This window comes from Stenotrophomonas sp. S39, from assembly GCF_016624665.1.
Classification (GTDB): domain Bacteria; phylum Pseudomonadota; class Gammaproteobacteria; order Xanthomonadales; family Xanthomonadaceae; genus Stenotrophomonas.
On the sequence record NZ_JACVTT010000041.1, the window covers coordinates 1 to 25,224 of the forward strand.

The 25,224-nt window shown below is 69.2% G+C and carries 26 protein-coding genes; 10 read left to right on the forward strand and 16 right to left on the reverse strand.

The features are described from left to right. Positions 1 to 86 precede the first annotated feature (86 nt). Positions 87 to 983, forward strand: coding sequence for a LysR family transcriptional regulator (locus tag IAE41_RS12060; protein ID WP_079220882.1), 897 nt, complete (start codon positions 87 to 89; stop codon positions 981 to 983). Between the two features lie 65 nt (positions 984 to 1,048). Here the strand turns inward: IAE41_RS12060 and IAE41_RS12065 are convergent, their stop codons facing one another. The 4 genes from IAE41_RS12065 to IAE41_RS12080 form a co-directional block, all read right to left on the reverse strand. Continuing rightward, positions 1,049 to 2,032 (reverse strand): aldo/keto reductase, encoded by a 984-nt coding sequence (locus IAE41_RS12065; RefSeq protein WP_200733277.1) that lies wholly within the window; start codon positions 2,030 to 2,032, stop codon positions 1,049 to 1,051. A 111-nt stretch (positions 2,033 to 2,143) separates the two neighbouring features. After that, positions 2,144 to 2,824: a hypothetical protein gene (locus IAE41_RS12070; RefSeq protein WP_200733278.1), complete on the reverse strand. Its 681-nt coding sequence runs from the start codon at positions 2,822 to 2,824 to the stop codon at positions 2,144 to 2,146. A 66-nt stretch (positions 2,825 to 2,890) separates the two neighbouring features. After that, positions 2,891 to 4,042: a PilT/PilU family type 4a pilus ATPase gene (locus IAE41_RS12075; protein WP_079220879.1), complete on the reverse strand. Its 1,152-nt coding sequence runs from the start codon at positions 4,040 to 4,042 to the stop codon at positions 2,891 to 2,893. Between the two features lie 96 nt (positions 4,043 to 4,138). Beyond that, a complete protein-coding gene (locus tag IAE41_RS12080; protein ID WP_004147099.1) occupies positions 4,139 to 5,176 on the reverse strand; it encodes a type IV pilus twitching motility protein PilT in 1,038 nt (345 codons plus the stop codon). An 87-nt stretch (positions 5,177 to 5,263) separates the two neighbouring features. On the opposite strand from IAE41_RS12080, the gene IAE41_RS12085 reads away from it, so the two are divergent. Beyond that, positions 5,264 to 5,941: a YggS family pyridoxal phosphate-dependent enzyme gene (locus IAE41_RS12085; protein ID WP_079220878.1), complete on the forward strand. Its 678-nt coding sequence runs from the start codon at positions 5,264 to 5,266 to the stop codon at positions 5,939 to 5,941. 15 nt (positions 5,942 to 5,956) lie between these two features. Further along, entirely contained in the window at positions 5,957 to 6,778 is an 822-nt protein-coding gene (gene proC, locus IAE41_RS12090) for a pyrroline-5-carboxylate reductase (protein WP_200733279.1), read from the forward strand. Between the two features lie 203 nt (positions 6,779 to 6,981). Here proC and IAE41_RS12095 read toward each other — a convergent pair whose 3' ends face one another. After that, on the reverse strand, positions 6,982 to 7,854 hold the full coding sequence (locus IAE41_RS12095) for a LysR family transcriptional regulator (RefSeq protein ID WP_200733280.1): 873 nt from the start codon (positions 7,852 to 7,854) through the stop codon (positions 6,982 to 6,984). A 96-nt stretch (positions 7,855 to 7,950) separates the two neighbouring features. On the opposite strand from IAE41_RS12095, the gene IAE41_RS12100 reads away from it, so the two are divergent. Beyond that, positions 7,951 to 8,553: a short chain dehydrogenase gene (locus tag IAE41_RS12100; protein ID WP_079220875.1), complete on the forward strand. Its 603-nt coding sequence runs from the start codon at positions 7,951 to 7,953 to the stop codon at positions 8,551 to 8,553. Positions 8,554 to 8,599: 46 nt separating this feature from the next. On the opposite strand, the gene soxR is transcribed toward IAE41_RS12100, so the two are convergent. Further along, the gene (gene soxR / locus IAE41_RS12105) at positions 8,600 to 9,034 is read right to left on the reverse strand and encodes a redox-sensitive transcriptional activator SoxR (RefSeq protein WP_079220874.1); all 435 of its coding nucleotides are present in this window, start codon (positions 9,032 to 9,034) and stop codon (positions 8,600 to 8,602) included. A 29-nt stretch (positions 9,035 to 9,063) separates the two neighbouring features. Between soxR and IAE41_RS12110 the strand changes: the two genes are divergently transcribed. Next, a complete protein-coding gene (locus IAE41_RS12110; RefSeq protein WP_200733281.1) occupies positions 9,064 to 10,485 on the forward strand; it encodes an MFS transporter in 1,422 nt (473 codons plus the stop codon). 54 nt (positions 10,486 to 10,539) lie between these two features. On the opposite strand, the gene IAE41_RS12115 is transcribed toward IAE41_RS12110, so the two are convergent. Together IAE41_RS12115 and IAE41_RS12120 are read right to left on the reverse strand one after the other, a co-directional pair. Continuing rightward, complete coding sequence (locus tag IAE41_RS12115; RefSeq protein ID WP_200733282.1) at positions 10,540 to 12,561, reverse strand: alpha/beta hydrolase; 2,022 nt, start codon at positions 12,559 to 12,561, stop codon at positions 10,540 to 10,542. Beyond that, positions 12,558 to 13,535 carry a DUF4105 domain-containing protein gene (locus tag IAE41_RS12120; RefSeq protein WP_200733300.1) on the reverse strand — a complete coding sequence of 326 codons (978 nt, stop codon included), beginning with the start codon at positions 13,533 to 13,535 and terminating at the stop codon, positions 12,558 to 12,560. Before IAE41_RS12120 ends, IAE41_RS12115 begins: the two co-directional genes overlap by 4 nt. A gap of 173 nt (positions 13,536 to 13,708) precedes the next feature. On the opposite strand from IAE41_RS12120, the gene IAE41_RS12125 reads away from it, so the two are divergent. Continuing rightward, positions 13,709 to 14,113 carry a GFA family protein gene (locus tag IAE41_RS12125; protein ID WP_079220870.1) on the forward strand — a complete coding sequence of 135 codons (405 nt, stop codon included), beginning with the start codon at positions 13,709 to 13,711 and terminating at the stop codon, positions 14,111 to 14,113. Here IAE41_RS12125 and IAE41_RS12130 read toward each other — a convergent pair. Beyond that, on the reverse strand, positions 14,110 to 14,283 hold the full coding sequence (locus IAE41_RS12130; RefSeq protein ID WP_159095296.1) for a hypothetical protein: 174 nt from the start codon (positions 14,281 to 14,283) through the stop codon (positions 14,110 to 14,112). The two genes, IAE41_RS12125 and IAE41_RS12130, sit on opposite strands and share 4 nt — an antisense overlap. A gap of 86 nt (positions 14,284 to 14,369) precedes the next feature. Between IAE41_RS12130 and IAE41_RS22660 the strand changes: the two genes are divergently transcribed. Beyond that, a complete protein-coding gene (locus IAE41_RS22660; RefSeq protein ID WP_265349646.1) occupies positions 14,370 to 14,501 on the forward strand; it encodes a hypothetical protein in 132 nt (43 codons plus the stop codon). Between the two features lie 32 nt (positions 14,502 to 14,533). After that, positions 14,534 to 15,328 carry a hypothetical protein gene (locus IAE41_RS12135; protein WP_200733283.1) on the forward strand — a complete coding sequence of 265 codons (795 nt, stop codon included), beginning with the start codon at positions 14,534 to 14,536 and terminating at the stop codon, positions 15,326 to 15,328. Between the two features lie 480 nt (positions 15,329 to 15,808). Here the strand turns inward: IAE41_RS12135 and IAE41_RS12140 are convergent, their stop codons facing one another. From IAE41_RS12140 to IAE41_RS12165, 6 genes are all read right to left on the reverse strand, one after another. Further along, complete coding sequence (locus IAE41_RS12140; protein WP_200733284.1) at positions 15,809 to 16,696, reverse strand: LysR family transcriptional regulator; 888 nt, start codon at positions 16,694 to 16,696, stop codon at positions 15,809 to 15,811. Between the two features lie 38 nt (positions 16,697 to 16,734). Then, on the reverse strand, positions 16,735 to 17,613 hold the full coding sequence (locus tag IAE41_RS12145; protein WP_200733285.1) for an SDR family NAD(P)-dependent oxidoreductase: 879 nt from the start codon (positions 17,611 to 17,613) through the stop codon (positions 16,735 to 16,737). A gap of 85 nt (positions 17,614 to 17,698) precedes the next feature. Beyond that, positions 17,699 to 17,917, reverse strand: coding sequence for a hypothetical protein (locus IAE41_RS12150; protein WP_079220866.1), 219 nt, complete (start codon positions 17,915 to 17,917; stop codon positions 17,699 to 17,701). 70 nt (positions 17,918 to 17,987) lie between these two features. Further along, positions 17,988 to 20,675: a protein kinase gene (locus IAE41_RS12155; RefSeq protein ID WP_200733286.1), complete on the reverse strand. Its 2,688-nt coding sequence runs from the start codon at positions 20,673 to 20,675 to the stop codon at positions 17,988 to 17,990. Beyond that, positions 20,672 to 21,274 carry an ECF-type sigma factor gene (locus IAE41_RS12160; protein WP_200733287.1) on the reverse strand — a complete coding sequence of 201 codons (603 nt, stop codon included), beginning with the start codon at positions 21,272 to 21,274 and terminating at the stop codon, positions 20,672 to 20,674. The genes IAE41_RS12155 and IAE41_RS12160 overlap by 4 nt, the downstream gene beginning before the upstream one ends. A gap of 105 nt (positions 21,275 to 21,379) precedes the next feature. Then, positions 21,380 to 22,243, reverse strand: a complete 864-nt coding sequence (locus IAE41_RS12165; RefSeq protein ID WP_200733288.1) for a DMT family transporter — start codon at positions 22,241 to 22,243, stop codon at positions 21,380 to 21,382. A gap of 133 nt (positions 22,244 to 22,376) precedes the next feature. On the opposite strand from IAE41_RS12165, the gene IAE41_RS12170 reads away from it, so the two are divergent. Both IAE41_RS12170 and IAE41_RS12175 read left to right on the forward strand, forming a co-directional pair. Beyond that, the gene (locus IAE41_RS12170) at positions 22,377 to 23,756 is read left to right on the forward strand and encodes a PLP-dependent aminotransferase family protein (protein WP_200733289.1); all 1,380 of its coding nucleotides are present in this window, start codon (positions 22,377 to 22,379) and stop codon (positions 23,754 to 23,756) included. Between the two features lie 57 nt (positions 23,757 to 23,813). Continuing rightward, a complete protein-coding gene (locus IAE41_RS12175) occupies positions 23,814 to 24,488 on the forward strand; it encodes a class I SAM-dependent methyltransferase (RefSeq protein WP_200733290.1) in 675 nt (224 codons plus the stop codon). A gap of 85 nt (positions 24,489 to 24,573) precedes the next feature. Here IAE41_RS12175 and smqnr read toward each other — a convergent pair whose 3' ends face one another. After that, on the reverse strand, positions 24,574 to 25,221 hold the full coding sequence (smqnr, locus tag IAE41_RS12180) for a SmQnr family pentapeptide repeat protein (RefSeq protein WP_200733291.1): 648 nt from the start codon (positions 25,219 to 25,221) through the stop codon (positions 24,574 to 24,576). Positions 25,222 to 25,224 lie beyond the last annotated feature (3 nt).

Below are 25,224 nucleotides of genomic sequence, written 5' to 3' on the forward strand. Positions count from 1 at the left end.
CCGCTTTTGGCGTTGATTTGCAGGTTGCCGGCCAGCGGCCGGCACTACCGCAGGTGCCGGGCGCAGCCCGGCCGTATCATCCTCCCATGCCCCGCGAAAACCTCAACGACCTGCAGGCCTTCGTCCACGTTGCCCGCCAGGGCAGCTTCACCAAGGCCGCCGCCCAGCTCGGCGTCTCGCAGTCGGCCCTCAGCCATGCCATGCGCGGCCTGGAGGAGCGCCTCGGCGTGCGCCTGCTGACCCGTACCACCCGCAGCGTCTCCACCACCGAAGCCGGCGCGCGCCTGCTCGATACCCTCGCCCCGCGCCTGGCCGAGATCGAGAACGAACTGGCCGCGCTGGCCGAGTACCGCGAACGCCCCGCCGGCACCATCCGCATCAACGCCACCGGCCACGCCGCCGAGTACCTGGCCTGGCCACGGCTGGCGCCGCTGCTGCAGCAGTACCCCGACCTGAATGTCGAACTGACCGCCGATTACGCGCTGGCCGACATCGTTGCCGAGCGCTACGACATCGGTATCCGCCTCGGTGAACGCCTGGCCCTGGACATGGTGGCGGTGCCGATCAGCCCGCCGCTGCGCATGCGCGTGGTCGGCGCGCCCAGCTACTTCCGCCAGCACGCCATGCCCCGCCATCCGCAGGAGCTGGCAGCGCACAACTGCATCACCCTGCGCCTGCCCACCCACGGCGGGCTGATGCCGTGGGATTTCGGCCAGGATGGCAATGAGCTCAGCGTGCGCGTCAGCGGCCAGTGGACCTTCAACACCATGGGCATGACCCGCGAAGCCGCGCTGGCCGGCAGCGGCCTGGCCTGGCTGCCCGAGGACCAGGTGCTGGCACTGCTGGAACAGGGGCGGTTGCAGTCGGTGCTGGATGACTGGTGCCCGACGTTTGATGGCTACTACGCGTATTACCCCTCGCGCCGCCATGTCAGCGTGGCGATGCGCACGGTGCTGGATGCACTGCGTGGGCCGATGGGGTGAGGGTCAAGGAGTGCGGACCAACGGTCCGCACCCACCACCAACGGTCCGCACCCACAAAGGGCAGATCAGCCCTTGGCCTGTGCGGCACGCTGCGCGTTGTAGCGCTCGCCGACAATCGATACCTCTTCCAGCACCTGGGCAATGCGCTGCAGTTCGTCGGCCGACAGCACCAGCTCGGTCGCGGCCAGGTTTTCCTCCAGGCGGTGCACCTTGGTGGTGCCCGGAATAGGCACGATCCACGGTGCCTGCGCCAGCAGCCAGGCCAGTGCCACCTGCGCCGGGGTGGCGCCACGGGCCGCGGCAATCGTGCCGATGCGATCCACCAGCGCCTGGTTGGCGCGTCGGGCCTCCACTTCGAAGCGCGGCACGCTGTTGCGGAAATCGTTGTCGCTGAAGGTGGTATCGGCGGTGATGGTGCCGGTGAGGAAACCGCGGCCGAGCGGGCTGAACGGCACGAAGCCGATGCCCAGTTCCTGCAGGGTGGGCAGCAGTTCGCGTTCCGGCTCGCGCCACCACAGCGAGTACTCGCTCTGCACTGCGGCCACCGGCTGCACCGCATGCGCGCGGCGCACCGTCGCGGCACTGGCCTCGGACAGGCCGAAGTGGCCGACCTTGCCTTCGGCGATCAGGTCACGCACGGTGCCGGCCACATCCTCGATCGGCACGTTCGGGTCCACGCGGTGCTGGTAGAACAGGTCGATGTGGTCGGTGCGCAGGCGCTTGAGGCTGGCCTCGGCCACTGCGCGGATGTTTTCCGGGCGGCTGTCCAGGCCGGTATCGGTGCGGGCGTCCTTGAAGCCGAACTTGGTGGCGATCACCAGCTTGTCGCGGTACGGCACCAGCGCCTCGCCGACCAGTGCTTCATTGGTGTACGGGCCATAGACCTCGGCGGTATCGAAGAACGTCACGCCGCGTTCGACCGCGGCGTGCAGCAGGGCGATGCCCTGGCGCTGCTCGACCGGGGGGCCATAGCTGTGGCTCAGGCCCATGCAGCCCAGGCCAAGGGCGGAAACCTTCAGGCCGCTGCGGCCGAGTTCACGTGTCTGCATCGTCATGCTCCAGAGGGGGAGCGACGACGATACGCCCCTCCCCCCGCTGGATTGAACGACCTGGATGGCAGTCGGTCATGACTGGATTTCATCAATCCACCGCCGTGCCGGTCACTCCATGGCCTGCAGGGCGTCGGCACATCCGGCCAGTTCGGCCATCATCCTGCCGGCGGTGCGGAACGCCACATCCTGCGGCACCCACCGCGCGAACCAGCGCTGCTCACCGTCCACCACGGACTCGAACGTCCACGTTGAGCCATCCAGCCCTGCGCTCGAATCTTCGCCCTGCAGGCGCGCGAACGCGGCGGTGACGGTCTTCCATTCCTGCGCACTCAACGCGCGTGGCGGAGGGCACGTCCAACCGTTGATGATGCTGGAGGGCTGCCCGGGCGAGGATCCGGGAATCTCCCACGCGCGCGCACTGCGGCCGACAATCCATGCCTGGCCGGCGGCGTTGCGCTGCGCGCGTATCACCACGCCCGGGAAGAAGGAGGGCGACCAGACGAAACGATAGGCCTGGACCGGAACGTGGCCACAGCGGAAGGACGGCTCAGGCAGGCCCGGCAGATCCCGCAGATGGACAGCGTAGGTCGCCCTCGCAAACCCGGTGAAATCATGGAACGGCAGCGGCTCGCGGCTTTGCGCCTGTGCAGGCGGAGGCAGCAGGTACCAGGCGTGCGCCAGCGGATCGCCGCAGCTTTCGGCCGCGGCTGGCGCGGCGGGCCCGGACGTGCGGGCACACCCGGCCTGCAGCACCACGATTGCCAGCACCACGCTCGTCGTCACACGCATGCAGGCCTCCCTGGCCGGTTCATGGCGGTCATCCCGAAGCAGAGGGCGCCCGCAGGCGCCCAGCGGTCAACGGACCTCGGAAATCTCCACGCCATCCAAACCCTGCGACAGGGTGCGGGCATCGCCGCCCTGGCTGAGCTTGATGCGCAGGCGCACTTCGTTCTGCGAATCGGCGTAACGCAGCGCGTCCTCGTAGCTGATCTCGCCGGCCTGGTACAGCTCGAACAGGCTCTGGTCGAAGGTCTTCATGCCCAGCTGCACGGACTCCTTCATCAGCTCCTTGAGCTTGTGGATCTCGCCTTCGCGGATGTAATCCTGCACCAGCGGCGTGCCCAGCAGGATTTCCATCGCCACCTTGCGCGAGCGCCCATCGGGCGAAGGAATCAGCTGCTGCGCGACCACGCCCTTGAGGTTCAGCGACAGATCCATCAGCAGCTGGTTGCGGCGGTCTTCCGGGAAGAAGTTGATGATGCGGTCCATCGCCTGGTTGGCGTTGTTGGCGTGCAGCGTGCACAGCACCAGGTGGCCGGTTTCAGCGAAGGCGATGGCGTGGTCCATGCCCTCGCGGGTACGCACCTCGCCGATCATGATCACGTCCGGTGCCTGGCGCAGGGTGTTCTTCAGCGCCGCTTCCCAGCTGTCGGTATCGATGCCGACTTCGCGCTGGGTGATGATGCAGCCCTCGTGCTTGTGCACGAACTCGATCGGGTCTTCGATGGTGATGATGTGGCCGGTCGAGTTCTGGTTGCGGTAACCGATCATCGCTGCCAGCGAGGTCGACTTGCCGGTACCGGTGGCACCGACGAAGAGGATGATGCCGCGCTTGGTCATCGCCAGCGTCTTGATGATCGGCGGCAGGCTCAGTTCTTCCACGGTCGGGATGCGCGTCTCGATGCGACGCAGCACCATGCCCACCTGGTTGCGCTGGTAGAAGCAGCTCACGCGGAAACGGCCGACACCGGCCAGGCCGATGGCGAAGTTGCACTCGTGGGTCTTCTCGAATTCCTCGCGCTGCGCCGGGGTCATCACGTTGAGGACCAGGTCGCGGCTCTGCTGCGGGGTCAGCGGCGTCTGCGTGATGGGCGAGATCTTGCCGTTGACCTTGATCGCCGGCGGCATGCCCGCGGTGATGAACAGGTCCGAGGCGCGCTGGTGCGCCATCAGCTTGAGGAATGAGGTGAAATCGATGGTGCTGGCGGTACTGGCGGTGCTGTTCATGGCGGGCTCCCAATGGGCATGTGCCAGAGATCGGTCGGTGGACAGGACATCGCGGGACGGCGGCATGGATGCGCACCGCCCCACCGTTGCCTCGCCTTACTCGAACAGACGCTTGTCCTTGGCGTACTCGCGCGCCTGGTTGCGGGTGATCAGGCTGCGCTTGACCAGGTCCTGCAGATGCTGGTCCAGGGTCATCATTCCGTACTGCTGGCCGGTCTGGATGGCCGAGTACATCTGCGCGACCTTGTCCTCGCGGATCAGGTTGCGGATGGCCGGGGTGCCGACCATGATTTCCCACGCCGCCGTACGGCCGCCGCCCACCTTCTTCAGCAGCGCCTGCGAAATGACCGCGCGCAGCGATTCGGACAGCATCGAGCGCACCATCGGCTTTTCGCCGGCGGGGAACACGTCGATGATGCGGTCGATGGTCTTGGCCGCCGAACTGGTATGCAGGGTGCCGAACACCAGGTGGCCGGTTTCCGCGGCGGTCAGCGCCAGGCGGATGGTTTCCAGGTCACGCAGTTCGCCCACCAGGATGATGTCCGGATCCTCACGCAGCGCCGAGCGCAGTGCTTCGTTGAAGCCGTGCGTATCGCGGTGCACTTCGCGCTGGTTGATCAGGCACTTCTGCGAGGTGTGCACGAATTCAATCGGATCCTCGACGGTGAGGATGTGGCCGTATTCGTTCTTGTTGATGTAGTCGATCATCGCTGCCAGCGTGGTCGACTTGCCCGAACCGGTCGGGCCGGTCACCAGGATCAGGCCCTGCGGCTGCTGGATCACCTCGCGGAACAGCGGCGGGCAGGCCAGGTCCTCCAGGGTCAGCACCTCGGAGGGAATGGTACGGAACACCGCACCGGCGCCGCGGTTCTGGTTGAAGGCGTTGACACGGAAGCGCGCCAGCGACGGGATCTCGAAGGAGAAGTCGACTTCGAGGAATTCCTCGTAATCGCGCCGCTGCTTGTCGGACATGATGTCGTACACCAGCGCATGGACCTGCTTGTGGTCCAGGGCCGGGATGTTGATCCGGCGAACATCGCCGTCCACGCGGATCATCGGCGGCAGGCCTGCAGACAGGTGCAGGTCGGACGCTTTGTTCTTTACGGAAAACGCCAACAGCTCGGCGATATCCATGAGCGGCTACTCCCCAATAACGGCTTCGACTGGAAGGATCTTTCCCCTGGCGGCAGTATAGCCTCCTGTCACACTGGAACGCGTTACGTGGCCACTGCCCTGCCCGAGATCCTGAGCAATCTGCACAACGCCGCCGAGGCCGCCGGGCGGCCACCGCCGCGCCTGCTGGCGGTTTCCAAGACCCAGCCGGCCGAGGCCGTGGCGGCCCTGGCTGCGCAGGGCCAGCGCGCCTTCGGCGAGAACTACGTGCAGGAAGCCCTGGCCAAGATGCAGGCGCTGCAGGCGCTGGGGCTGGAATGGCACCTGATCGGCCACCTGCAGTCGAACAAGGCCGAAGCCGTGGCCAGCCATTTCGACTGGGTGCAGAGCGTGGACCGGCCCAAGCTGGTAAGCGCCCTGGCCCGGTACCGCCCGGCTGGCCGCGGGCCGCTGAACGTGCTCATCCAGGTCAACATCGACGATGAAGGCAGCAAGCACGGCTGCGCACCGCAGGACGTGGACGCACTGGCCGCGGCCATCAGCGCCGAGCCTGCGCTGTGCCTGCGCGGGCTGATGGCCATTCCGGCACCGTGGCCGGAGGCCGAGCGCCGCCGCGATGCCTTCGTGCGCATGCATGCCCTTTTCCAGACGCTGGCCGCGCGCCATCCGCAGGTGGACACCCTGTCGATGGGCATGAGCAGCGATTACGCCGAGGCCATTGCCGAAGGTGCCACCCTGGTGCGCATCGGCACCGCCCTGTTCGGTGCGCGTCCGCGCCCGGCCTGAACCAAGGAATCCCGCATGACAGTTGAATCGATCACCTTCATCGGCGGCGGCAACATGGCCCGCAGCCTCATTGCCGGGCTGGTCCGCCAGGGCGTGCCGCCGGCGCAGATCCACGTGGCCGAGCCGGTGGCCGTGCTGCGCGAGGCCCTGGCCGCCGATTTCGGCGTGCAGACCCACGACAACGCCGCCGATGCCGCCGCCCAGGGCCAGACCTGGCTGCTGGCGGTGAAGCCGCAGGTGCTGCGCGAGGTCTGCCAATCGCTGCAGGCGCTGGCCCAGGCGCAGGCGCCGCTGGTGGTGTCCATCGCTGCGGGCATCACCAGCGCGCAGCTGCAACGCTGGCTGGGCGGTGCGCTGCCGGTGGTGCGCGCGATGCCCAACACCCCTGCCCTGCTGGGCGCCGGGGTGACCGGCCTGTACGCCACGCCTGCCGTGGATGTGCAGCAGCATGCGCAGGCCGAACGCGTGCTGGCCAGCGCCGGGCGCACGGTGTGGATCGAGGACGAAGCGCTGATGGATTCGGTCACGGCCGTGTCCGGTAGCGGCCCGGCCTATGTGTTCCTGCTGGCCGAAGCGATGGAAGCGGCCGGCATTGCGCAGGGCCTGCCGGCTGATGCGGCCCGCGCGCTGACGGTGCAGACCCTGCTGGGCGCCTCGCGCATGCTGGACGAAGCCGGTGAAAGCCCGGCCGAACTGCGGCGCCGGGTGACCTCGCCCAACGGCACCACCCAGGCCGCCATCGAGAGTTTCCAGGCCGATGGTTTCGAGGCCCTGGTGGCCAAGGCCCTGCGCGCGGCGCAGCAGCGCGGGCGGGAGTTGTCGGCGGCGAATGACTGACCGCGATCTGTGATGTCGTGGCGCCCCCCCGGGGGCCCCCCCCCCCCTTTTTTTTTTCCCCCCCCCCCCCGGGGCCCCCCCCCACCGCACCGCATCGTCAACGCGCCAATGTGGCCTCGGTCCACCGGCCAGTAGATCCACGCCGTGCGTGGATGGAGCCTTCCCGGTGCACCGACACGCCGGCATCGACGCATGGCATCGATCTACCCAACGTGCTGCAGCACGTACTCCACGAAACACTGCAGCCGCGGACGCGGGCGTCGGTCCGGCAGATAGATCAGGTGCATCGGTCGCGGCGCCGGCACGTAATCGCGCAACAGCGGCTTCAGGCGCCCGGCTGCGATGTCCGCGGCCAGCAGCGCGGTCGGCTGCAGGATCAGGCCGGCCCCGGCCACCGCCGCTTCGCGCAGTGCATAGCCATCGTTGCTGGACAGCCGCGCATCCCAGTCCACCTGTTCGCCATTGGCCAGCTGCCAGCCATGGCCGCCACGCCACGCCAGGTGGCTCAGGCAGTCATGTCCGGCCAGGTCGGCCGGCGTGCGCGGCGTGCCGTGCCGGCGCAGGTAGGCCGGTGATGCACACAGGCTCATCGCATACGGCGGCAGCGGGCGCGCCACCAGTTCCTGCGACGGCAGCGGCCCGACCCGGATCGCCGCATCGAAGCCATCCTCGATCAGGTCCACGCGGCGGTTGCTCAGGTCCAGCTCGATGTTGAGCAGCGGCTGCGCGCGCAACAGCCCCGACAACAACGGCGCCAGTACGCAGCTGCCCCAGGTGGTCGGCGCGCTGATGCGCAGCAGGCCCTGCGGCTGCCGTTGCAACCCGGCGACGTCAGCCTCAGCCTGCTGCACCTGCTCCAGTACCTGCCGGCAGCCGGCCAGGTAAGCCGTGCCCGCGTCGGTCAGGCGCTGGTGGCGGGTGTTCCGCTGCAGCAGTGCGGTGCCCAGGTGTGCTTCCAGCTGCTGGATGTACTTGCCGACCATCACCGCCGACACCTGCAGCTGCACGGCGGCGGCCGCGAAGCTGCCCTGCTCGGCCACGGCCAAGAAGGCCTGCATGCAGCGCAAAGTATCCATTGCTAACCCCGGGTTAGGAATATGCGAATCATACGCCGCTTACCAAACCCGCAACCGGCGGCGCAGACTGGAGCCCTTCCCCTTGAGGACGCCACCATGAAGATCCTGCTTGTCGGTGCCAGCGGCACCCTCGGCCAGGCGGTCGCCCGCCACCTTGGCCAGCACCACGAAATCCTCGCCGCCGGCCGCCGCAGCGGTGCGCTGCGCGTGGACCTGGCCGACGATGCCAGCGTCTCGGCGCTGTTTGCACAGACCGGCCCGGTCGATGCGGTGATCTCCACCACCGGCAACGTGCATTTCGGCCCGCTGCAGACGATGACCGCCGCGCAGTTCAACAGTGGCCTGCAGGACAAGCTGCTCGGCCAGGTGCGGCTGGCGCTGGCGGCGCAGCATCACCTCAATCCGGGCGGTTCGATCACCCTCACCACCGGCATCATCAGCGCGCAGCCGATCCGCGACGGCGTCAATGCCACGGCGGTCAACCAGGCGCTGGAAGGTTTCGTGCGCGCCGCAGCGCTGGAACTGCTGCCGCGCGGCCTGCGCATCAACGCGGTCAGCCCGAACGTGCTGGCCGAATCGCTGGATTCCTACGGCCCTTATTTCCCCGGCTTTGAAGCCGTGCCAGCGCAGCGCGCGGCACTGGCCTTCCAGCGCGCGGTGGAAGGCATCCAGAGCGGCGAAACCCTCACCGTCTGGTAACTGCTGCAACCGACGCCGGGCATGGCCCGGCGCTACCGGGCGCGGCTCAGCCCCAACGCATGGGGCCGTCGCCGCGCTCGCCAAGCACGTCGTCGGGGTTGGCCAGGCGGCAGCGCTTCAGCGACAGGCAGCCGCAGCCGATGCAGCCGGTCAGTTCATCGCGCAGCAGCTGCAGCATGTGGATGCGTTCTTCCAGTTCCTGCTGCCAGCGCGCGGACAGCCGCGCCCAGTCGGCCTTGGTTGGTGCGCGGCCCTGCGGCAGGGTCTCGAACGCGCGTGCCACCGCTTCCAGCGGCATGCCGACCCGCTGCGCCACGCGGATCACCGCCAGCCGACGCAGCACGTCGCGCGCATAGCGGCGCTGGTTGCCCGCCGTGCGCAGGCTGCTGATCAGGCCCTTGCGCTCGTAGAAGTGCAGCGCCGATACCGCGACACCGCTGCGGCGGGCCACGTCACCCACGCTCAGTTCCTGTTCCTGCATCGCTTGACCTCAACCATGGTTCAGGTGTCATGCTGCGTCCTTCGCCGCCGGATGACAAGCGCGGCCCGAGTACCCGTCTCCGCATGAACACCCCCACCACCGCTCCGGCGACGGCCACCGCCGCGCCCGGCTCCATCCTCTCGCCCGCCCACCGCGGCACCACCATCGGCATGGTCGTGCTGGTCGCCCTGCTCGCCTTCGAAGCGCTGGCCGTAGCCGCGGCGATGCCCACCGTGGCCGAGGCACTGGATGGCCTGCGCCTGTACGCACTGGCCTTCGGCGGCACCCTGGCCACCAGCGTGGTGGGCATGACCGTGGCCGGGCGCTGGACCGACCGCAGCGGCCCGGCGCGACCGCTGTGGTGGGGGCTGACCTGCTTCGTGCTGGGCCTGTTGCTGGCCGGCCTGGCCACGCGCATGGGCACGCTGGTGGCCGGGCGGCTGCTGCAGGGCCTGGGCAGCGGCGCGATTTCGGTGGCGCTGTACGTGATGGTCGGACGCAACTACCCCGAGGCGCTGCGGCCGAAGGTATTCGCCGCGTTCTCGGCCGGCTGGGTCGTGCCGTCCATGGTGGGACCGGCGCTCAGCGGCATGATCGTGCAGCATCTGGGGTGGCGCTGGGTGTTCCTGGTCGTGCCCCTGCTGGCGATACCGGCGGCGCTGATGCTGCGCCCGGCGCTGGCGCGGCAGGCACCCGTCGAAACCCGCGACGGGGACGATGGCGGCGATGTCGTGCGCTGGGCCGCCGGTGCATCGCTGGCGGCGCTGCTGCTGTACTTCGGTGGGCAGCAGCAGGGCATGCCGGCGCTGGCCTGCATGGCCGTGGCCGTGGCCGGCCTGCTGCTGTGCGGGCACCGCCTGCTGCCACCGGGCACGCTGCGCCTGCGCCGCGGGCTGCCCAGCGTGATTGCACTGCGTGGCGTGGCGGCCGCCGCGTTCTTCGCCTGCGAAGCCTACCTGCCGCTGCTGCTGCAGCGCGAACGTGGCCTGTCGCCGAGCTGGGCCGGCGCGGTGCTCAGCCTGGGTGCGCTGGGCTGGTTCAGCGGCTCCTGGCTGCAGGGCCACCAGCAGCGCGGCTGGTCACGGCAGCAGCTGCTGCGCGTAGGCACGGTGCTGATGACCCTCGGCATCACCGCCACCCTGGCGGTGCTGTTCAACGCGGTGCCGCTGCCGGTCGCGCTGGCCGGCTGGACCGTCACCGGCTTCGGCATGGGCATGATCTACGCCAGCCTGTCGGTGCTTACCCTGTCGCTGTCCGCGCCGCAGGAACAGGGCCGCAACAGTTCGGCCCTGCAGCTGAGCGAAGCGTTGTGCGTGGCAACCGCGCTGGCGCTGTCCGGTGCGCTGTTCGCGTTGTTCGTGGAAACCGCGCCGCATACCGGCTATGTGCTGTGCCTGGCCATCACCGTGGGCCTGGCCGTGCTGGCCACCGTGGTGGCGCGGCGCGTGTGATGGTTGCCTGGGGTCGGATCCGTTTTCGCAGAAAACGGCTCCGACCCCAGCGTGTCACGGCGGGGTAGCAGTACCCACCTCGTCGATGTCACGGTGCAGGATGCGCCGCACTTCCAGCACCGCCTGCGGGCTTTCCTGCACGCTGTGGCCGGAGATGATCACCTTCTCCGACTGCGCGCCCGGCAGGTGCGCGCTCCAGTACGGCACCAGGCCATCGTCGGATTTCTCCAGCGGCAGTTCCGGTTTGCGCTGGGCGATGATCGAGTGGTACTTCAGGCCCGGTTTGATCGGCAGCTGCGCGGCCGCCTTCACGAACGGGTCGCTGGCCTTGAGGTTGTCGATGCTGTTGGGGATCTTCGGCTTGGCGGTGCCATCGACCTGCTGCTCGGCCTGCGCCAGCGCCAGGAACACATCCTCGAACTTGCCCAGGATGGTCAGCGGCAGGCGCACCAGCCGCCCGATCAGGCGGCCGACCTTGTTGCCGGCGATATCGGTGCCCTGGTGCGGGGCGGCGATGAAGATCGCGCGCTCCACCTCCGGCTGTGCCTTGAAGTGCAGCAGCGGCCCCAGCTTGCTCTGCACGCGTTTCAGGCGCTCCCCTTTCAGGTCGTAGTTGGCCAGCAGGTCGTTCCACAGCACATCACCCGAATCGCTCACCAGCAGCCGCGCCAGCACGCCGCCCATGCTGTGGCCGATGTAGACCATGTCCTTCGACGCACGCGTGCTGCCGTTGGGATCGAAGTGCTTCAACGTATCGTTGAAGGCAGTGGCGATCTCGTAGCGGTTCAAGGCGATGGGCGCGTTGGTGGGGTAATAGACCTGCCACACCTGGAACTGCCGGCGCAGCTCGGGGTCGCCCATGATCTCGTTGGCCAGGTTCACCCAGGCCTCCGGGCTGCTGGCCAGGCCGTGCAGCATGAAGATGATGCGACGGTTCGGGTCCCACGGCTGCATCAGGTAGATATGCGGTTCGCCGATGCCTTCACTCAGGCCGAACAGCGTGCGCAGCGACTGCGTAGCGAACCCGCTCTGCGCCAGCCACAGGCCGTAGGCCGCGGTGAAGTTGCCGGCCAGCGGCACCTGCTCGCCATGCAGGGTGATGCGTTCGGTGGCTTCCGGCGAATAGGCATCCAGTTCGACCCGCCGCGTGCGCATCACATCGTCCAGGCTGTCACCTTCGAAGCGCAGCAGCGCGGTGACGTTGATCGAGGACATCTCGCTGAACTCGGGCACGCCGTCGTCATGCCGATGGCGGCGGCCGCGTGCCGCGTCATCGTCGTCCACCGCGGGTTCGGCCTTGGGGCCATCGGCTGCCACCACCGGCACCACCAGCTTCGGCGGGTCCATCACCATCACCAGCTCGGCACCGAAGCCATCGCGGCGGTAGGTGCTGCGCAGGCCGACGAAGCTGACCGTACCGGCCGGCACCAGCTGCGACGGGATGCTTTTCAGCGCCAGCTGCTGGTAGTTGGCGGCCAACGTCCAGCTGCCGGCAGACATCGGCCGGGTGTAATCCTCGCCGGCCAGCGCTGCCGCACGCGCCCGCGCGAACAGCACCACCGCGGCCTTTTCCGCCGCGTAGTTGTAGTAGTCGCGTACCTGCGTCTGCCGGTCTTCGAACGCGCGGTCGGAGGGCGAGCGACCGCTGAAGAACAGGTAGGCGTAGCCGTAACGCGCCGCCTCCAGCCACGCGTCGAGCGCGGCATCGCTCATCGGCGGCTCGCCGGCGGCATGCTTCTTCGGGGTCAGCGCCAGTGCGGCCTTGACCCACAGTTCGGACAGCGTCGACAGCCGCTGCTCGACATTGAGGTCGTCGGTCATCAGCAGCGTGCTGCGGCAGACCAGGAAGTCCTTCTCGCACTGCGATTCATCCAGGCCGGCAGCGCTGAGCGTTTCGCGCGAGGCCGGGCTGAGCTTGCCGGTATTGAGCACGTCGGCGCGCTTGTTCACCAGCGAATCGCTGGAGGCCACCTGCTTGACCGTGACCATGGCACAGCCGCTGCTTGCCAGCAGGACGCACGCCGCCAGCAGCGCCGGCAGCACGCGCTGCCAGCGGATCGGGAAAACGAAGGTCATGGCTGCGGATCCTGCCCGGTGCCGGGAATGCCGCGACGGATCACGGCGGAGAAGTTGTCGCCCGGCGCCATCTGCAGCGCGCGTTCGGTGATGCGGCCCTTGGCCTGCAGTTCGGCATACGGCACGCCTGGCGCCAGTGCACCGACATCCTGTGCGTACTCGGCCAGGTAGCCGGACAGCAGCAGGCGGTAGTCCAGCGGCAGGCCCGGTGCGATGTGCCGGGCCAGGTCGAAGACGATCGTGGTGCAGTTGCTGGTGGCCGTGTTGTAGAAGGCCGGCGCGGCATCCAGCTGCCTGGCCTCATCGAGGTAGGCGGCGAACAGCGCCTTCAGCTGGCCGCGGTCCAGGCCGTGCAGGCGGTACAGGTAGACATCCTCGCCCCGCGCATTGGTGCGCGTGCGCAGGATGTCGGTCTCTTCCGAGGCCACCAGGGTCATCTCGAAGCGGCGGAAGAAGCCTCCCAGCGCCGAGAACGATTCGCCGCGCTCCTTGCGGATCTCCAGCGAGAACACCAGGTGGCGGCCATCGTCGAAACCGAACGAGACCAGCGTATGGGCGATGGCCGGGCCCATCCAGTAGGACAGCGCCAGATCGGCCGAGCGCAGCTGGTCCAGGTCGTACTCGCGGCGCACCCAGCGCGCGTCGTAGTCGGTCTCGCTGCGCCAGGTGAAGTCGCGCACATTGTCCAGCACCACGTGGCGGCCATCGAAGGACGCCACGTGCAGGCGCTGCGCCACGTCGTCGGCCCAGTCGCGGTCCTGGCGCGGGGTCAGCAGCAGCCACCACAGGCCGGCCAGCACCACCGAGGCAACGTAGAAGCCGATCCAGCGGCGGGCCTGTACACCGCGCGCCACTGTCCAGCTGGTCCACAGCGCCGCCAGCAGCCACAGCCCGGCCACGCCCGCCGACAGCCAGCCCGGCCCGGGCAGCTGGTAGGCAAACAAGCCGGCCATCCACAGCGCCAGCAGCGCCATGGCACATCCTGTCATCCAACGTCCTGCGGCTCTCACGGGCATCCTGTCGCGTTCGGGGGGGCGGCATAGTTAGCCACAAGCGAGCTGACGCTGGCATCACCGGCCCATTCAGCAACGGGCGCCGGCCGCCGGGACAGCGCATACTGGCGCGGTCACCACCTTCGGGAACAGCGATGGGAATCACCTCTGTAGCCGGTGTTGCGGTACAGCCCCGGCACCGCGCCACCTGCCATTGCGGCGCGGTCGAGCTGCTGCTGGACCTGCCCGACGGCATCGTCGACCCGCGCCGCTGCGACTGCTCGATGTGCCGGCGCCGTGGCGCCATCGCCGCCAGCGTCACCCGCGAGGGGCTGCAGGTGGTGCGCGGCCAGGACCACCTGCGCCTGTACCAGTTCAACACCCACGTGGCCGAGCATTACTTCTGCGGTGTCTGCGGCATCTACACCCATCACCGGCGCCGCTCCAACCCGGACCAGTACGGCTACAACGTGGCCTGCCTGGAAGGCATCGATCCCTTCGCGCTGGGCATCATCCCGGTCAACGACGGGGTCAACCACCCGGCCGACCAGACCGCCTAGTGGCGCGTGCGGCGCATGGCCGGGGTGACCTTCTGCCACGGTGCCATGCCGCTGCGCCCTGCCCGTACGGGGCGTTTCAGCCAGGGCCTGCGCGGCGGCGGCGGCGGGTCGACCGCCATCGGCGGCGGCAGCGGACGGCGGCTGGGCCAGAGATGATCAAGCAGCCACATGGCGGATCTCCGTGGGGGACGGGGATGATCGAATCTAGCCCTGCGGCGGCATGGACCGCGTGAGTCCCTGACGACACGACGATGACATGCCGGGCGACTCACGCGCGTTCCGCACTGGTTTCGTGCAACGCCTCGCTGCGCCCCAGCAGCAGCTGCCCAGCGCGCGGCTGCGGGTGTTCATCGATTACCTGGTCGAACACCTGTTCCGTGCTCGATAGACTGGGCAGCCGTATCGGAAGCAGTTGCGCACATGGCAATCAAACACCTGGACGTACTGAAACTGCTTGCCGCCGCCGGGCTGGTAGAGGCCATCGACGGCGACGTCAAGCGCTGCGCGCACTGGGCGCGACTCCCCCCTGAGGCGGCCGGGCGCGAACCTGCGCAGATCGGTGCAGAGGTGATGGGGAACGTACTGCTGCGCTGGAACTGCATCCTGCACGCCGACCCGGCCGAGGTCGCGCCGTTGTATGTCCACAAGACCGCGTTGGCGCTGGCGGTGTGCCTGCATCGCCAGGGATTTGCCGATGCGGAACTCACCGACGCAGCGGTTGCGGCGATCGCCGCCTTGAATGACGCCGTAGCATTGAATGACACCTTCCATCGCCGCAGTGCGGACATCGAAACCCTGCTGCGCAGCCCCGCGTTGATGCCGGCACGCCGCCCCTCGCAGGCGAAAGCGCACACCGCGTGGCGCGCCGGTGACGTGGTCGGCATGCAGGTGGGCGACCGCCACCATGCCTTCCATGTACGGGAGGTCAGCCAGGGTGCGCCCATCGTGGAGTTCTACGACATCGTGCAGGACACGCCACTGGCATGGGAACACCTGCAGGGCGTCGTCGCCCGTGGCGAACGGCTGAACGACGGCCGGGCGTACGTGGACCGGCATGCGCTGTATGGGCTGCAGTACCAGCCCGACCCCGCCCACCAGTTCCGCCTGCTGGCCAGCGGCATCGCGCAGGGGCCGGACAACGCCCACCTTGCCCGGCACAGCGGCCTGTACGCGGTCACCGATATCTTCCGCATGGCGCGTGAGCTGCTGCCGTAGTCCAGGCCTGCGAAGAATGCACCGCCCGCCGCCACTCCCCAGATGAGGTGCGCTCCGCCTGCACAGAGCTGCAGCGCTCACACCCACGCTGCGGCGTGGATGGGCGGCGGGCGATGCGGGTTGGCGTACCGGAAGACTCTGGAGCGGACCGGCGGATCGGGATGATCCCCACGCATCACCCGCCACGGACCAGCGGGCCGCGCCGTCCGGAAGCCGTCCTCCCTGGACAGCTTCCGGACACGCGCCAGAGTTTTTTGGGACGCCAATCCCAGCCAGCCACGAAGGCCGGCGAAGGGATGCTGACGGCGCGTGCCGACGCTGGCTGTAGGGGTTACCCGCAGCCACCCCTCAGGAATATGCGGATCGCCAACGCAGCGCGCTGAAACCCTTGTCCTGCAGTGCCCGCGCATCGGCGTCGCAACGCGCTGCGAACGGCATTTCAGGCACCACCGGCGCGGCAGAGACACGCCGCAATGTCGATCACGACAGATCCTGCTGGGCGGCCAGTGCCAGGAAGTGCTGAAGCACCGGCCCAGCCACGCCCGGCCGCGTGCAGAACTGCAGCTCGAAGCCCGCCTCGGCGCCATCGATCACGCGGTACACCACTTCCTGCGGACGGAAGCTGGCCATGCTGGCCGGCACGATCGCCACGCCCGCATCCACCGCCACCAGCGACAGCACCGCGTGCATGCCCTGCGCCTCCTGCACCACGCGCGGGGTGAAGCCGGCCGTGGTGCACAGGCCCAGCACCTGGGCGTGGAAGCCAATGCCCTCGCCCGCCGGCCAGGACACGAACGGCTGCTCGGCCAGCATCGCCACGGTAAGCGCCGGGCACGCCGCCAGGGCGTGCGTGCGCGGCAGGGCAATGGCCAGGCGATCCTGGTCGAACCCCTGCAGCGCCAGCTCGGTGGACGGAATGGGTGGGATCAGCACGCCCAGGTCGATGCGCTCTTCGCGCAGCCACTGCTGCTGTTGCCGCGAGGTGGCCTCATGCAGGTGCAGCTGCACCTGCGGATACGCCTGGCGGAACTGCCGGATCAGGCCCGGCAGGCGACCGTACAGGGCGCTGCCGACGTACCCCACGCGCAGGCTGCCGATCTGCCCGGCCGCCGCTTCACGGGTACGCTGCAGCGCCTGCCCGGCCTGCTGCAGCGTGGCACGGGCTTCCACCAGCAGGGTCTGCCCGGCGGCGGTCAGCCCCAGCGTGCGGTTGCCGCGCACGATCAGGCGCGTGCCCACGTCATCCTCCAGCCGCCGCATCGCCGCCGTCAGCGGTGGCTGCGACATGTGCAGGCGCGCGGCGGCGCGATGGAAATGCAGTTCTTCGGCCACCGCCACGAACTGGCGGAGCAGGCGCAGATCGATCATCTCGGCACGGGCAGCGGGGGGCTGCCTAGGGTACGCGCTCAGCCGCGTGCGTCGACACTCGGCCGTGCGATCACCGGCCACTGCAGGGCCACCGCTTCGATGCTGTCGGCCGCCACCGCGCGCAGGTCGCGCGGGTAGCCTACATGTTCGGCTTCCTGCAGGCGCAGGGCATGGAACTGGCCGTTGCTGGCACGCAGCACCCAGCCCCCTTCGTAGCACCGCGTCGATGCCAGGAAGGCCACGCCACTGGCCACCGCATCGGGGTGCAGCTCGTCGGGCTCGCCGTCGATGCCCCACATGCGCGTCTTTGCCACCGGCGAAACGGCGTTGACCACGATGCCGTGCTCGGCGCCCTCCAGTGCCAGCACGTTGACCAGCCCCAGCGCGGCCATCTTCGCCATCGCGTAGCCCGCCAGGCCTTTCTGCGCGTATTGCGGGTACAGCGCGCGGTCGGAGGTGGTCACCACGATGCGGCCGCCGCCGGCGTCGCGCATCGCCGGCCAGGCGGCCTGGGCCAGCCACAGTGGCGTCTTGGCGGCCAGCCGCAGCATCTGCTCCAGCGCATCGTCATCCACCGCCTCAAGCAGTTCATACGCGACCCAGCCGGCGTTGTGCACGATGAAATCGATGCGGCCATGCCGCTGCAGCAGTTCGCGCACCAGCGCGTGGCAGCACACGCGCGCATTGATCGCGCCCGAGGCCGCCTCCACCGACAGGCCCTGTGCCTGCAGGGCGGCCACGGCGTCGCCGATGCGGCCGGGATCGCTGCCGCGGCCGTCGAGGCCGGCACCCACGTCATGCATCACCACATGCGCGCCGCGCTGTGCCAGCAGGCGGCTGTACGCCAGGCCAAGACCGCCGGCCGCGCCGGTCACCAGGCCGACCTGGCCTTCAAAGGATACGAGGGAAGGTTTCATCCGCCGCAGCATGGGCGATGCGCCCGCGCTGCGGCCAATACCGATTGTCCACGCGCACGATAGCCGTTGCGTATCAACCACGGGCTCAGGCTTCCGAATCGCTGCGGCTGATGCGCGACACGCGCCAGCCACCATGCGAGGTGAAGCGCCCGCTGTCCCCCCAAACCGCAAACCGCAGCCCAACCACCGATGCGCGCAGGCGCGAGCAGTGCCACTCGCGCGCCTTGCCGTAGGCCTTGGCAAAGCGGTGCAGCAGCCCGCGGTTGGTTTTCTCCGGGCGCTGGGCCAGTCGATCATTGCGCATTTTGCGTTTCCCCTGTTGTCCATGCAGTGCGGATGCCTGTCATGGAACAACCGGAGAAACCGCGCGGAACCTATCGCGCCCGGGCAACCTGTGTGTCGGCCAGCTGCGCGTCCAGGGCCGCCGCGCGCAGCAGGAACTCCGAATGCGGCGACAGCCCGACCAGCTGCGGGCGGGCGCGCTGCAGCTGGGCCACGGCCGATGCCGCGTTGCCGGACTGCAGCAGGCTTTCCGCGTACGGAATGCGCCACTTCGCCGTGGCGGTGGAGTCGGCACCGTAGAAGCGCTCGAAGGTGGCCACGACGGTCGCCCAGCGCGCAGCGGCATCACCGGCACCACTCCGCTGTGCCAACAGCGCGGACTGCATCTGCTGGCGCAGCGCCAGGCTCGGCACCGGCGCAGGATGCTGCCGATCGAATGCGGCCAGCGCTTCCCGCGCCTGGGCGAAGCGGCCGGCACGGGTCAGCCACTCCAGCTCCACCAGTTCCAGCGTCACCAGCTGCTGGGAATCGGCCGCCAGGGTACGCCGCCACACCACGCCCACTTCGCGCAGCAGCGGCTCGGCTTCGGCGGTACGGTCCGCACGCATCAGCAGGCGCGCCAGCACCATCTGCACGTCCAGGCTGCGCGGGTGCTGCGTGCCCAGCAGCCGCTGGTGCAGGGCCAGCGTCTGCCGGTAGCCCTGCTCGGCCAGCGCGAGGTCGCCGCGCGCCTCTTCCATGATCGCCCGGCCGTACACCATGCCGGCGTACGCCAGGCTTTCGGCCCCATCCACCCGCGCGCTGGTGGCGATGGCCGCATCGAAGTGCTGCTGCGATTCGCCATAGCGGCCAAGATCGAGATACTGGCCTGCCAGCGCGGCTTCGGCCGAGGCCGTATAGCTGCTGTCGATGCCGAACAACTGGCGGGTGATGGCGAAGGTCTGCTCGGCCAGCCGCATCGCTTCGTCGGCACGCCCCTGCGCCAGCAGCGTGTAGACCAGCGAGCGCAGCACGCGCAGGCGGGCCGGCCCGTGCAGGGGCGAGGCATCGCCTCCGATGGCCGCCGCTTCGCGCAGCGTCTCCTCGGACAGCGGCAACCTGCCCTGCGACCGGTACAGCGTGCCCAGGTTGGACAGCGTGGTCATCCGGCCCGCATCGAACGCCGCGCCCGTGCCACCGCGGGCCAGGGCCAGTGCTTCGGCATAGGCCGCGTTGGCCTCGTCGAAGTGCTCGCGGCTGGCGTGGGCACGCCCCATCGCATTGAGCAGGTCGATGCGCACGCCGACGTCGTCATCCTGTTCCAGCAACGCCAGCCCGCGGCGCGCCCCTTGCAGGGCGGCATCCTGCTGGCCGTCCTCCACCTGCAGCAGCGCCCGTGCGGCTTCCACCGCAGCAATCTCGTGCGCCGGTGCACCGGCCTCGCGCAGACCCTGCACGGCGCCCTGCAGCAGCGCGCCGGCTTCGCGCGGCTGCCCCAGGTTGCGGTAGGCACGGCCGAGCGCGGCCTGCAGGCGGGCGCGCACCAGCGGCGAGGCGGACAGATCCTGCTCGATCCGCAGCGCACCGAGATCGAGCACCTCCCGCGCGGTCATCGGGCGGTCGCCGCGGATACCCGGCTCGGCCGAATCGAAGGCCGCCACCAGCACGTCGGCGATGCTGGACGCGGCCGCGGCGTTTTCTTCCGCGCGTGCCCGCGCATCGCCGATGCGCTGCACGAAACCCACCGCCACCAGCAGCGCACAGGCCGCCAGCGCCGAGGCGCGCCACTGCCGGCGCAGGAACAGGCGCGCGCGCTGCACGCGGCTGGGCCGCCGCGCGCGCACCGGACGATGCTGCTGGAACCGGACCACGTCCTCGGCCAGCGCATCCACCGATGCGTAACGATCGGCGGCAACCGGCGCGCGTGCACGGGCGGCCACGGCCATCAGGTCAGCGTGCAGGCGCACCGCCGGCCCACCCAGCGCCAGCAGCTCGTCGAGCATCACCCCGAGGCTGTAGATGTCATCGGCCACCGCCGCCGGGCGCCCCGAGCGCCGCTCCGGGCTGGTATAGCGCGGCGTGGCGTACGCACCGGCCTCGCTGCTGCCGTCATCCATCAGCCGCGAGATGCCGAAATCCAGCAGCACCGGTTCGTCATCGCTGCGCACCAGCACGTTGGCCGGCTTGATGTCGCAGTGGATCACGCCCTGCGCATGGGCGGCCTGCACTGCGCGGCAGACCTTGCAGAACAGGCCCAGCACCCGTGCCAGGGTGATGTCCGGCGCGCGGCAGGCTTCGTCCAGGCGCTGCCCGTCGATGAATTCCATCACCAGGTAGGGCTGGTCGGCGGCCGCACGGCCGACGTCATACAGGCGGGCAATGTTGGGATGCTGCAGATCGGCCAGGATCTGGCTTTCGGCCTGCAGGCGCTGCGCCAGTGCCGGATCGAAGCTGCGCCGCATCACCTTGATCGCCACCTGGCGGCGGTACAGCTGGTCGGCGCGCTCGGCCAGGAACACCCGGCCCATGCCGCCGGCCGCGAGCAGGCGCACCAGCCGCCACGGTCCGATCAGCTGCCCCACCTGGGTATCGCCTGCATCCAGCGAAGCGAGCACCGTATCGATCGAACGCTGCATGCCGCCCAGCGCCTGGGTCTGTGCACGCAGCAGGGCCAGCGCCTCGTGCACCAGCGTTGCGTCGCCGGTCAATGCATGCAGCTCGCGCTCCCACTGCGGCTCAGGCAGTTCGCAGACCGAATCGAACAGCGCGCGCACCGCGCCCCAGTCCACCGCGCTGCTCATGCGCCGGCATCCCCCGCAGGCGTGCCACCCAGGTGGCGCTTGAGCCAGGCCTTGGCGAAGCGCAGGTCGCGATCGACGGTCGGCACCGACACGCCCTGTGCCGCGGCGATTTCCTCGCGGCGCATGCCGCCGAAGTACATCCACTCGACCGTGGAACTGGCGCGCGCATCCACATCGGCCAACGCCAGCAGCGCCGCATCCAGCGCCAGCACGTCCACGGCGTCCTGGTCTTCCACGCCTTCGCGGTCGGCGTGGTCCAGGGTGAGATGCAGCTGGTCGCCGCCCCGCTTGGCCGCGCCCATCGCACGTGCGTGGTCGACCATCACGCTGCGCATCTTCAATGCGGCCAGGGCCAGGAAGTGCACGCGATCGTTGTAGGCCGTGCCGGGGTCGAGCATGCGCATCAGCGCCTCGTTCACCAGCATGGTGGGCTGCAGCAGGCCGGGCGCATCGCCACTCAGCCGGACTGCCGCCATGCCGCGCAGCTGCGCGTACAGCATCTGCAGCAGGCGGTCGCGCGCGGACAGATCGTTGCCCGTGCTCCAGCGCCGCAGCAGCGTGGTGGCGCCATCGTCAGCGGGCGATCCGGAGGCCGTCATCTACATCGCGATCCATGCTCAGGCAGAGACCGCATTATCGCCCATGGCAGGTGCCAGGCGACATCGCAGCCCGGCACACAGCGTGCCACGGGGCCCGCGCTGCCTTCAGCGACTGAAGCGGCGTGCCCCAGCCACGCAGGCCACGGCGGCCAGGGTCACCAGCAGCATGCCGGCGCTGACCGTTTCATGCAGCAGCAGCGCCGCCAGCGCCAGGCCGAAGAATGGCTGCAGCAACTGCAGCTGGCCGACGGCGGCAATGCCGCCCTGGGCCAGGCCGCGGTACCAGAACAGGAAGCCGACCAGCATGCTGAATACCGCCACGTAGCCCAGTGCCCACCACGCCGGTGCACCGATGGCCGCCATCGACGGCGGGCGCATCATCACCGTCAGCGGCAGCATCACCGGCAGGGCCAGCAGCAGCGCCCAGCTGATGACCTGCCAACCGCCGAGGTGCCGCGCCAGGCGCCCGCCCTCGGCGTAGCCCAGGCCGCACACCACGATCGCCGCCAGCATCAGCAGGTCGGCCTGCAGCGACGCTTCGATGCCGTTGCGTGCCGCGTACCCGACCACGCAGGCGCTGCCCAGCAGCGAGAACAGCCAGAACGCCGGTCGTGGCCGCTCACCGCCGCGCAACACGCCGAACAGCGCGGTACTGAGTGGCAACAGGCCGACGAAGACGATGGTGTGCGCGGACGACGCCTGGCGCAGGGCCAGCGCGGTCAACAGCGGAAAACCCACCACCACGCCCAGGCTGACCATGGCCAGGCCGGGCAGGTCCGCGCGCACCGGCCGGGGCTGGCGCAGGGCCAGCAGCAGGGCGAGGCCGAGCAGTGCGGCGATGCTGGCGCGCGCGGCGGTCACGAAGCCGGCATCCAGCTCCAGCACCGCCAGCCGCGTAGCGGGCAGCGAGCCGGCAAAGATCACCACACCGATGAAGCCGTTGATCCACCCGCTTGCCGACCGTTCCACGCTGACATCCGTTTGCGAAGGGCCACGCGTGGCCCGGGCCGCCATTGGGCCATTGCCGCGCCCTGCCACCCAGCTACAATCCAGTACAGTCGCAAGTAACTGTACTGGTCACACTTCCCACACAGTCGCCACCATGTCCCGATCGCCCAGCCGTATCGACAGCGTCATCCATGCGGTGCGCACGCGCATCGCTGCCCGCCAGGATGGCCCCGGCGCGCGCCTGCCTTCGGTACGTGCACAGGCAGCGGCCATGGGGGTTTCGGTATCCACGGTGGTCGAGGCCTACGAGCGGCTCGCTGCCGAAGGCGTGATCGCCGCGCGTGCCGGCTCCGGTTTCTACGTGGCCGGGCCGCTGCCGCCGCTGGCCCTGGCGGCCATCGAGCCGCGCCTGGACCGCGCGGTGGATCCGCTGTGGGTCTCGCGGCAGTCGCTGGAAACCCCCGCCGAACACCTCAAGCCCGGCTGCGGCTGGATGCCCAGCGAGTGGTTGTACCAGGACGGCCTGCGCCGCGGCCTGCGGCGCATGGCGCGCGCCGAGCCTTCCGCACTCACCGACTACGCCAGCCCGCTCGGCCTGCCGGCGCTGCGCCAGTCGCTGCAGCGGCGTGCGGCCGGCCTCGGTATCGAAGTGCCGCTGGACCAGGTGCTGCTGGCCGAATCGGGCACGCACGCGGTGGATCTGGTCTGCCGGCTGCTGCTGAAGCCGGGCGACAGCGTGCTGGTCGACGACCCCAGCTACTTCAACTACCACGCGCTGCTGAAGGCGCACCAGGTGCAGGCCATCGGCGTGCCCTACACGCACAGCGGCCCGGATCTGGAAGCCTTCGCGGCGGCCCTGCAGGCACACGCGCCGCGGCTGTACATCACCAATTCCGGCCTGCACAACCCGACCGGCGCGGTGCTGTCGGCGGCCACCGCGCACCGGCTGCTGGGCCTGGCCGAGCGCAGCGGGCTGACCATCGTCGAGGACGACATCTTCGCCGACTTCGAGCTGCGCCCCGCCCCGCGCCTGGCCGCGCTGGACGGGCTGTCACGGGTGATCCACGTCGGCAGCTTCTCCAAGACCGTGTCGGCCGCTTCGCGCTGTGGCTACATCGCGGCGCGTGCGGACTGGATCGACGCGCTGGTCGACCTGAAGCTGGCCACCAGCTTCGGCGGCGGCCACCTGGCTGCACACCTGATGCAGGTTGCGCTGACCGACAGCGGCTACCGCCGGCACATGCAGGCCATCCGTGCGCGCCTGGCCGATGCCCGCAAGCACACCCTGCGGCAGGTGCAGCGCCTGGGCATCACGCCCTGGCTGCTGCCCGAAGCCGGGTTGTTCTTGTGGTGCCAGCTGCCCGATGGCCGCGATGCCGCCGCGCTGGCCCGGCAGTGCCTGCGCGAAGGCGTGGTGCTGGCACCGGGCAATGCCTTCAGCCAGTCGCAGCGCGTGGCCGACTATGTGCGCTTCAATGTCTCGCAATGCCAGGACCCGCGCATCTGGCAGGTACTGGCGCGGGCGCTGCGCTGAAGCAGCGCTTGACGAGCGCGCTACAGTGGAATGTCCCCCCTGCCGCAGGAACGCCCCATGTCGACCTTCAATGATCCGCAGGCCGTCGCCCGCTACGCGGAGGGTCCGCTGCGGCAGGTGCCGGGCTTCCTCGCCCTGCAGCAGATGAGCCAGCTGCTGCTGGCCGAACATGTGCCCCGCGAGGGACGCGTGCTGGTGCTGGGCGCCGGGGGCGGCCTGGAGCTGAAGACCTTTGCTGAAGCCCATCCGGGCTGGCAGCTGCTGGGCGTGGACCCGGCCGCACCGATGCTGGCGCTTGCCGAGCAGACGCTGGGGCCGCTGATGGCGCAGGTCGAGCTGCTGGAAGGCTATATCGACGATGCACCCGACGTGCGTTTTGATGGCGCCAGTTGCCTGCTGACGCTGCACTTCCTCGATGCCGCGCAGCGGCTGCACACGCTGCGCGAGCTGCACCGGCGCCTGCGTCCGGGTGCGCCGCTGGTGGTAGCCCACCACAGCGTGCCCGCCGATGAAGCAGGCAAGCGCCGCTGGCTGCAGCGCTACCTGGCCTTCGCCGAGGCGTCCGGGGTGAACCACGCCGATGCCCAGCGCACGATCGAGGTCATGATCGAGCGGCTGCCGCTGCAGTCACCCGAGCAGGAGGTGGCGTTGCTGGAACAGGCCGGCTTCGACGGCGTGGAGCTGTTCTATGCCGGCTTCAGCTTCAAGGGCTGGGTGGCGTACGCCGGGTAAGGCGCCACATCGTAGAGTCGAGCTTGCTCGACTGATCGCTACCGCAGTCGAGCAAGCTCGACTCTACGGCGATCGCGCCACGGCATTACGGCACCACGGTGATGCCGATACGCTGCATCAGCAATGCCACCTGCTGCACATCCAGCCGCGCCCCGCGCAGGTTGACCACGCGCAGGTCCAGGTCGCCCAGTTCCGAACCGGTCAGGTCGCAATCGGTGAAGTTGGCACTGCTCCAGTCGATGCCCTCGAACTGCCCGGCCGACAGATCCGAGCCGGCGAAACTGGCGCCACTGAGGTTGGCGCCATCCCAACGGTTCTCCCACAGCTCGCACTTTTCCAGCGTCACCCTCGAGAAGTTGGCGTAGCGCAGGTTCGACTTCTTGATGAAGGCGCTGCAGAACCAGGTGCGCGTGGTGATCTGGTTCATGAAGCTGGCGTTGCTGAAATCTGCGCCCTGCGCACGGCACTCGCTGATTTCCAGGCCCAGGGCCTTGATGAAGTTGAAGTGGCACATGCTGATGTCGCAGCCGCGGAAGCTGGCTTCCTTCAGCGTGGCGCCATTGAAACGGCAACCGGTGCGGCTTTCGGCATCGTAGAAGCTGCAGTTCACGAATTCGGTGGCAGTGAGGTCCGCACCGGAAAAATCACATTCGTGGAAATGCTGGTCGACCACTTTCTGGCCGGTGTACTGATCGCCGGCAATACGCAGGCGGTGATGGACAGCGGGGGGCATGCA

Excerpts from the sequence above, each read along its gene's own strand:
- IAE41_RS12135 (WP_200733283.1), top strand. The coding sequence starts at position 14,534 with ATGGCAATCAAACACCTGGACGTACTGAAACTGCTTGCCGCCGCCGGG.
- IAE41_RS12115 (WP_200733282.1), bottom strand. The coding sequence starts at position 12,561 with ATGACCTTCGTTTTCCCGATCCGCTGGCAGCGCGTGCTGCCGGCGCTG.
- IAE41_RS12155 (WP_200733286.1), bottom strand. The coding sequence starts at position 20,675 with ATGAGCAGCGCGGTGGACTGGGGCGCGGTGCGCGCGCTGTTCGATTCG.
- soxR (WP_079220874.1), bottom strand. The coding sequence starts at position 9,034 with ATGCAGGAACAGGAACTGAGCGTGGGTGACGTGGCCCGCCGCAGCGGT.
- IAE41_RS12140 (WP_200733284.1), bottom strand. The coding sequence starts at position 16,696 with ATGATCGATCTGCGCCTGCTCCGCCAGTTCGTGGCGGTGGCCGAAGAA.
- IAE41_RS12170 (WP_200733289.1), top strand. The coding sequence starts at position 22,377 with ATGTCCCGATCGCCCAGCCGTATCGACAGCGTCATCCATGCGGTGCGC.
- IAE41_RS22660 (WP_265349646.1), top strand. The coding sequence starts at position 14,370 with ATGCCGGGCGACTCACGCGCGTTCCGCACTGGTTTCGTGCAACGCCTC.
- IAE41_RS12100 (WP_079220875.1), top strand. The coding sequence starts at position 7,951 with ATGAAGATCCTGCTTGTCGGTGCCAGCGGCACCCTCGGCCAGGCGGTC.
- smqnr (WP_200733291.1), bottom strand. The coding sequence starts at position 25,221 with ATGCCCCCCGCTGTCCATCACCGCCTGCGTATTGCCGGCGATCAGTAC.
- IAE41_RS12130 (WP_159095296.1), bottom strand. The coding sequence starts at position 14,283 with ATGTGGCTGCTTGATCATCTCTGGCCCAGCCGCCGTCCGCTGCCGCCG.
- IAE41_RS12125 (WP_079220870.1), top strand. The coding sequence starts at position 13,709 with ATGGGAATCACCTCTGTAGCCGGTGTTGCGGTACAGCCCCGGCACCGC.
- IAE41_RS12120 (WP_200733300.1), bottom strand. The coding sequence starts at position 13,535 with ATGGCGCTGCTGGCGCTGTGGATGGCCGGCTTGTTTGCCTACCAGCTG.
- proC (WP_200733279.1), top strand. The coding sequence starts at position 5,957 with ATGACAGTTGAATCGATCACCTTCATCGGCGGCGGCAACATGGCCCGC.
- IAE41_RS12160 (WP_200733287.1), bottom strand. The coding sequence starts at position 21,274 with ATGACGGCCTCCGGATCGCCCGCTGACGATGGCGCCACCACGCTGCTG.
- IAE41_RS12110 (WP_200733281.1), top strand. The coding sequence starts at position 9,064 with ATGCTGCGTCCTTCGCCGCCGGATGACAAGCGCGGCCCGAGTACCCGT.
- IAE41_RS12095 (WP_200733280.1), bottom strand. The coding sequence starts at position 7,854 with ATGGATACTTTGCGCTGCATGCAGGCCTTCTTGGCCGTGGCCGAGCAG.
- IAE41_RS12150 (WP_079220866.1), bottom strand. The coding sequence starts at position 17,917 with ATGCGCAATGATCGACTGGCCCAGCGCCCGGAGAAAACCAACCGCGGG.
- IAE41_RS12175 (WP_200733290.1), top strand. The coding sequence starts at position 23,814 with ATGTCGACCTTCAATGATCCGCAGGCCGTCGCCCGCTACGCGGAGGGT.
- IAE41_RS12070 (WP_200733278.1), bottom strand. The coding sequence starts at position 2,824 with ATGCGTGTGACGACGAGCGTGGTGCTGGCAATCGTGGTGCTGCAGGCC.
- IAE41_RS12145 (WP_200733285.1), bottom strand. The coding sequence starts at position 17,613 with ATGAAACCTTCCCTCGTATCCTTTGAAGGCCAGGTCGGCCTGGTGACC.
- IAE41_RS12075 (WP_079220879.1), bottom strand. The coding sequence starts at position 4,042 with ATGAACAGCACCGCCAGTACCGCCAGCACCATCGATTTCACCTCATTC.
- IAE41_RS12080 (WP_004147099.1), bottom strand. The coding sequence starts at position 5,176 with ATGGATATCGCCGAGCTGTTGGCGTTTTCCGTAAAGAACAAAGCGTCC.
- IAE41_RS12065 (WP_200733277.1), bottom strand. The coding sequence starts at position 2,032 with ATGCAGACACGTGAACTCGGCCGCAGCGGCCTGAAGGTTTCCGCCCTT.
- IAE41_RS12060 (WP_079220882.1), top strand. The coding sequence starts at position 87 with ATGCCCCGCGAAAACCTCAACGACCTGCAGGCCTTCGTCCACGTTGCC.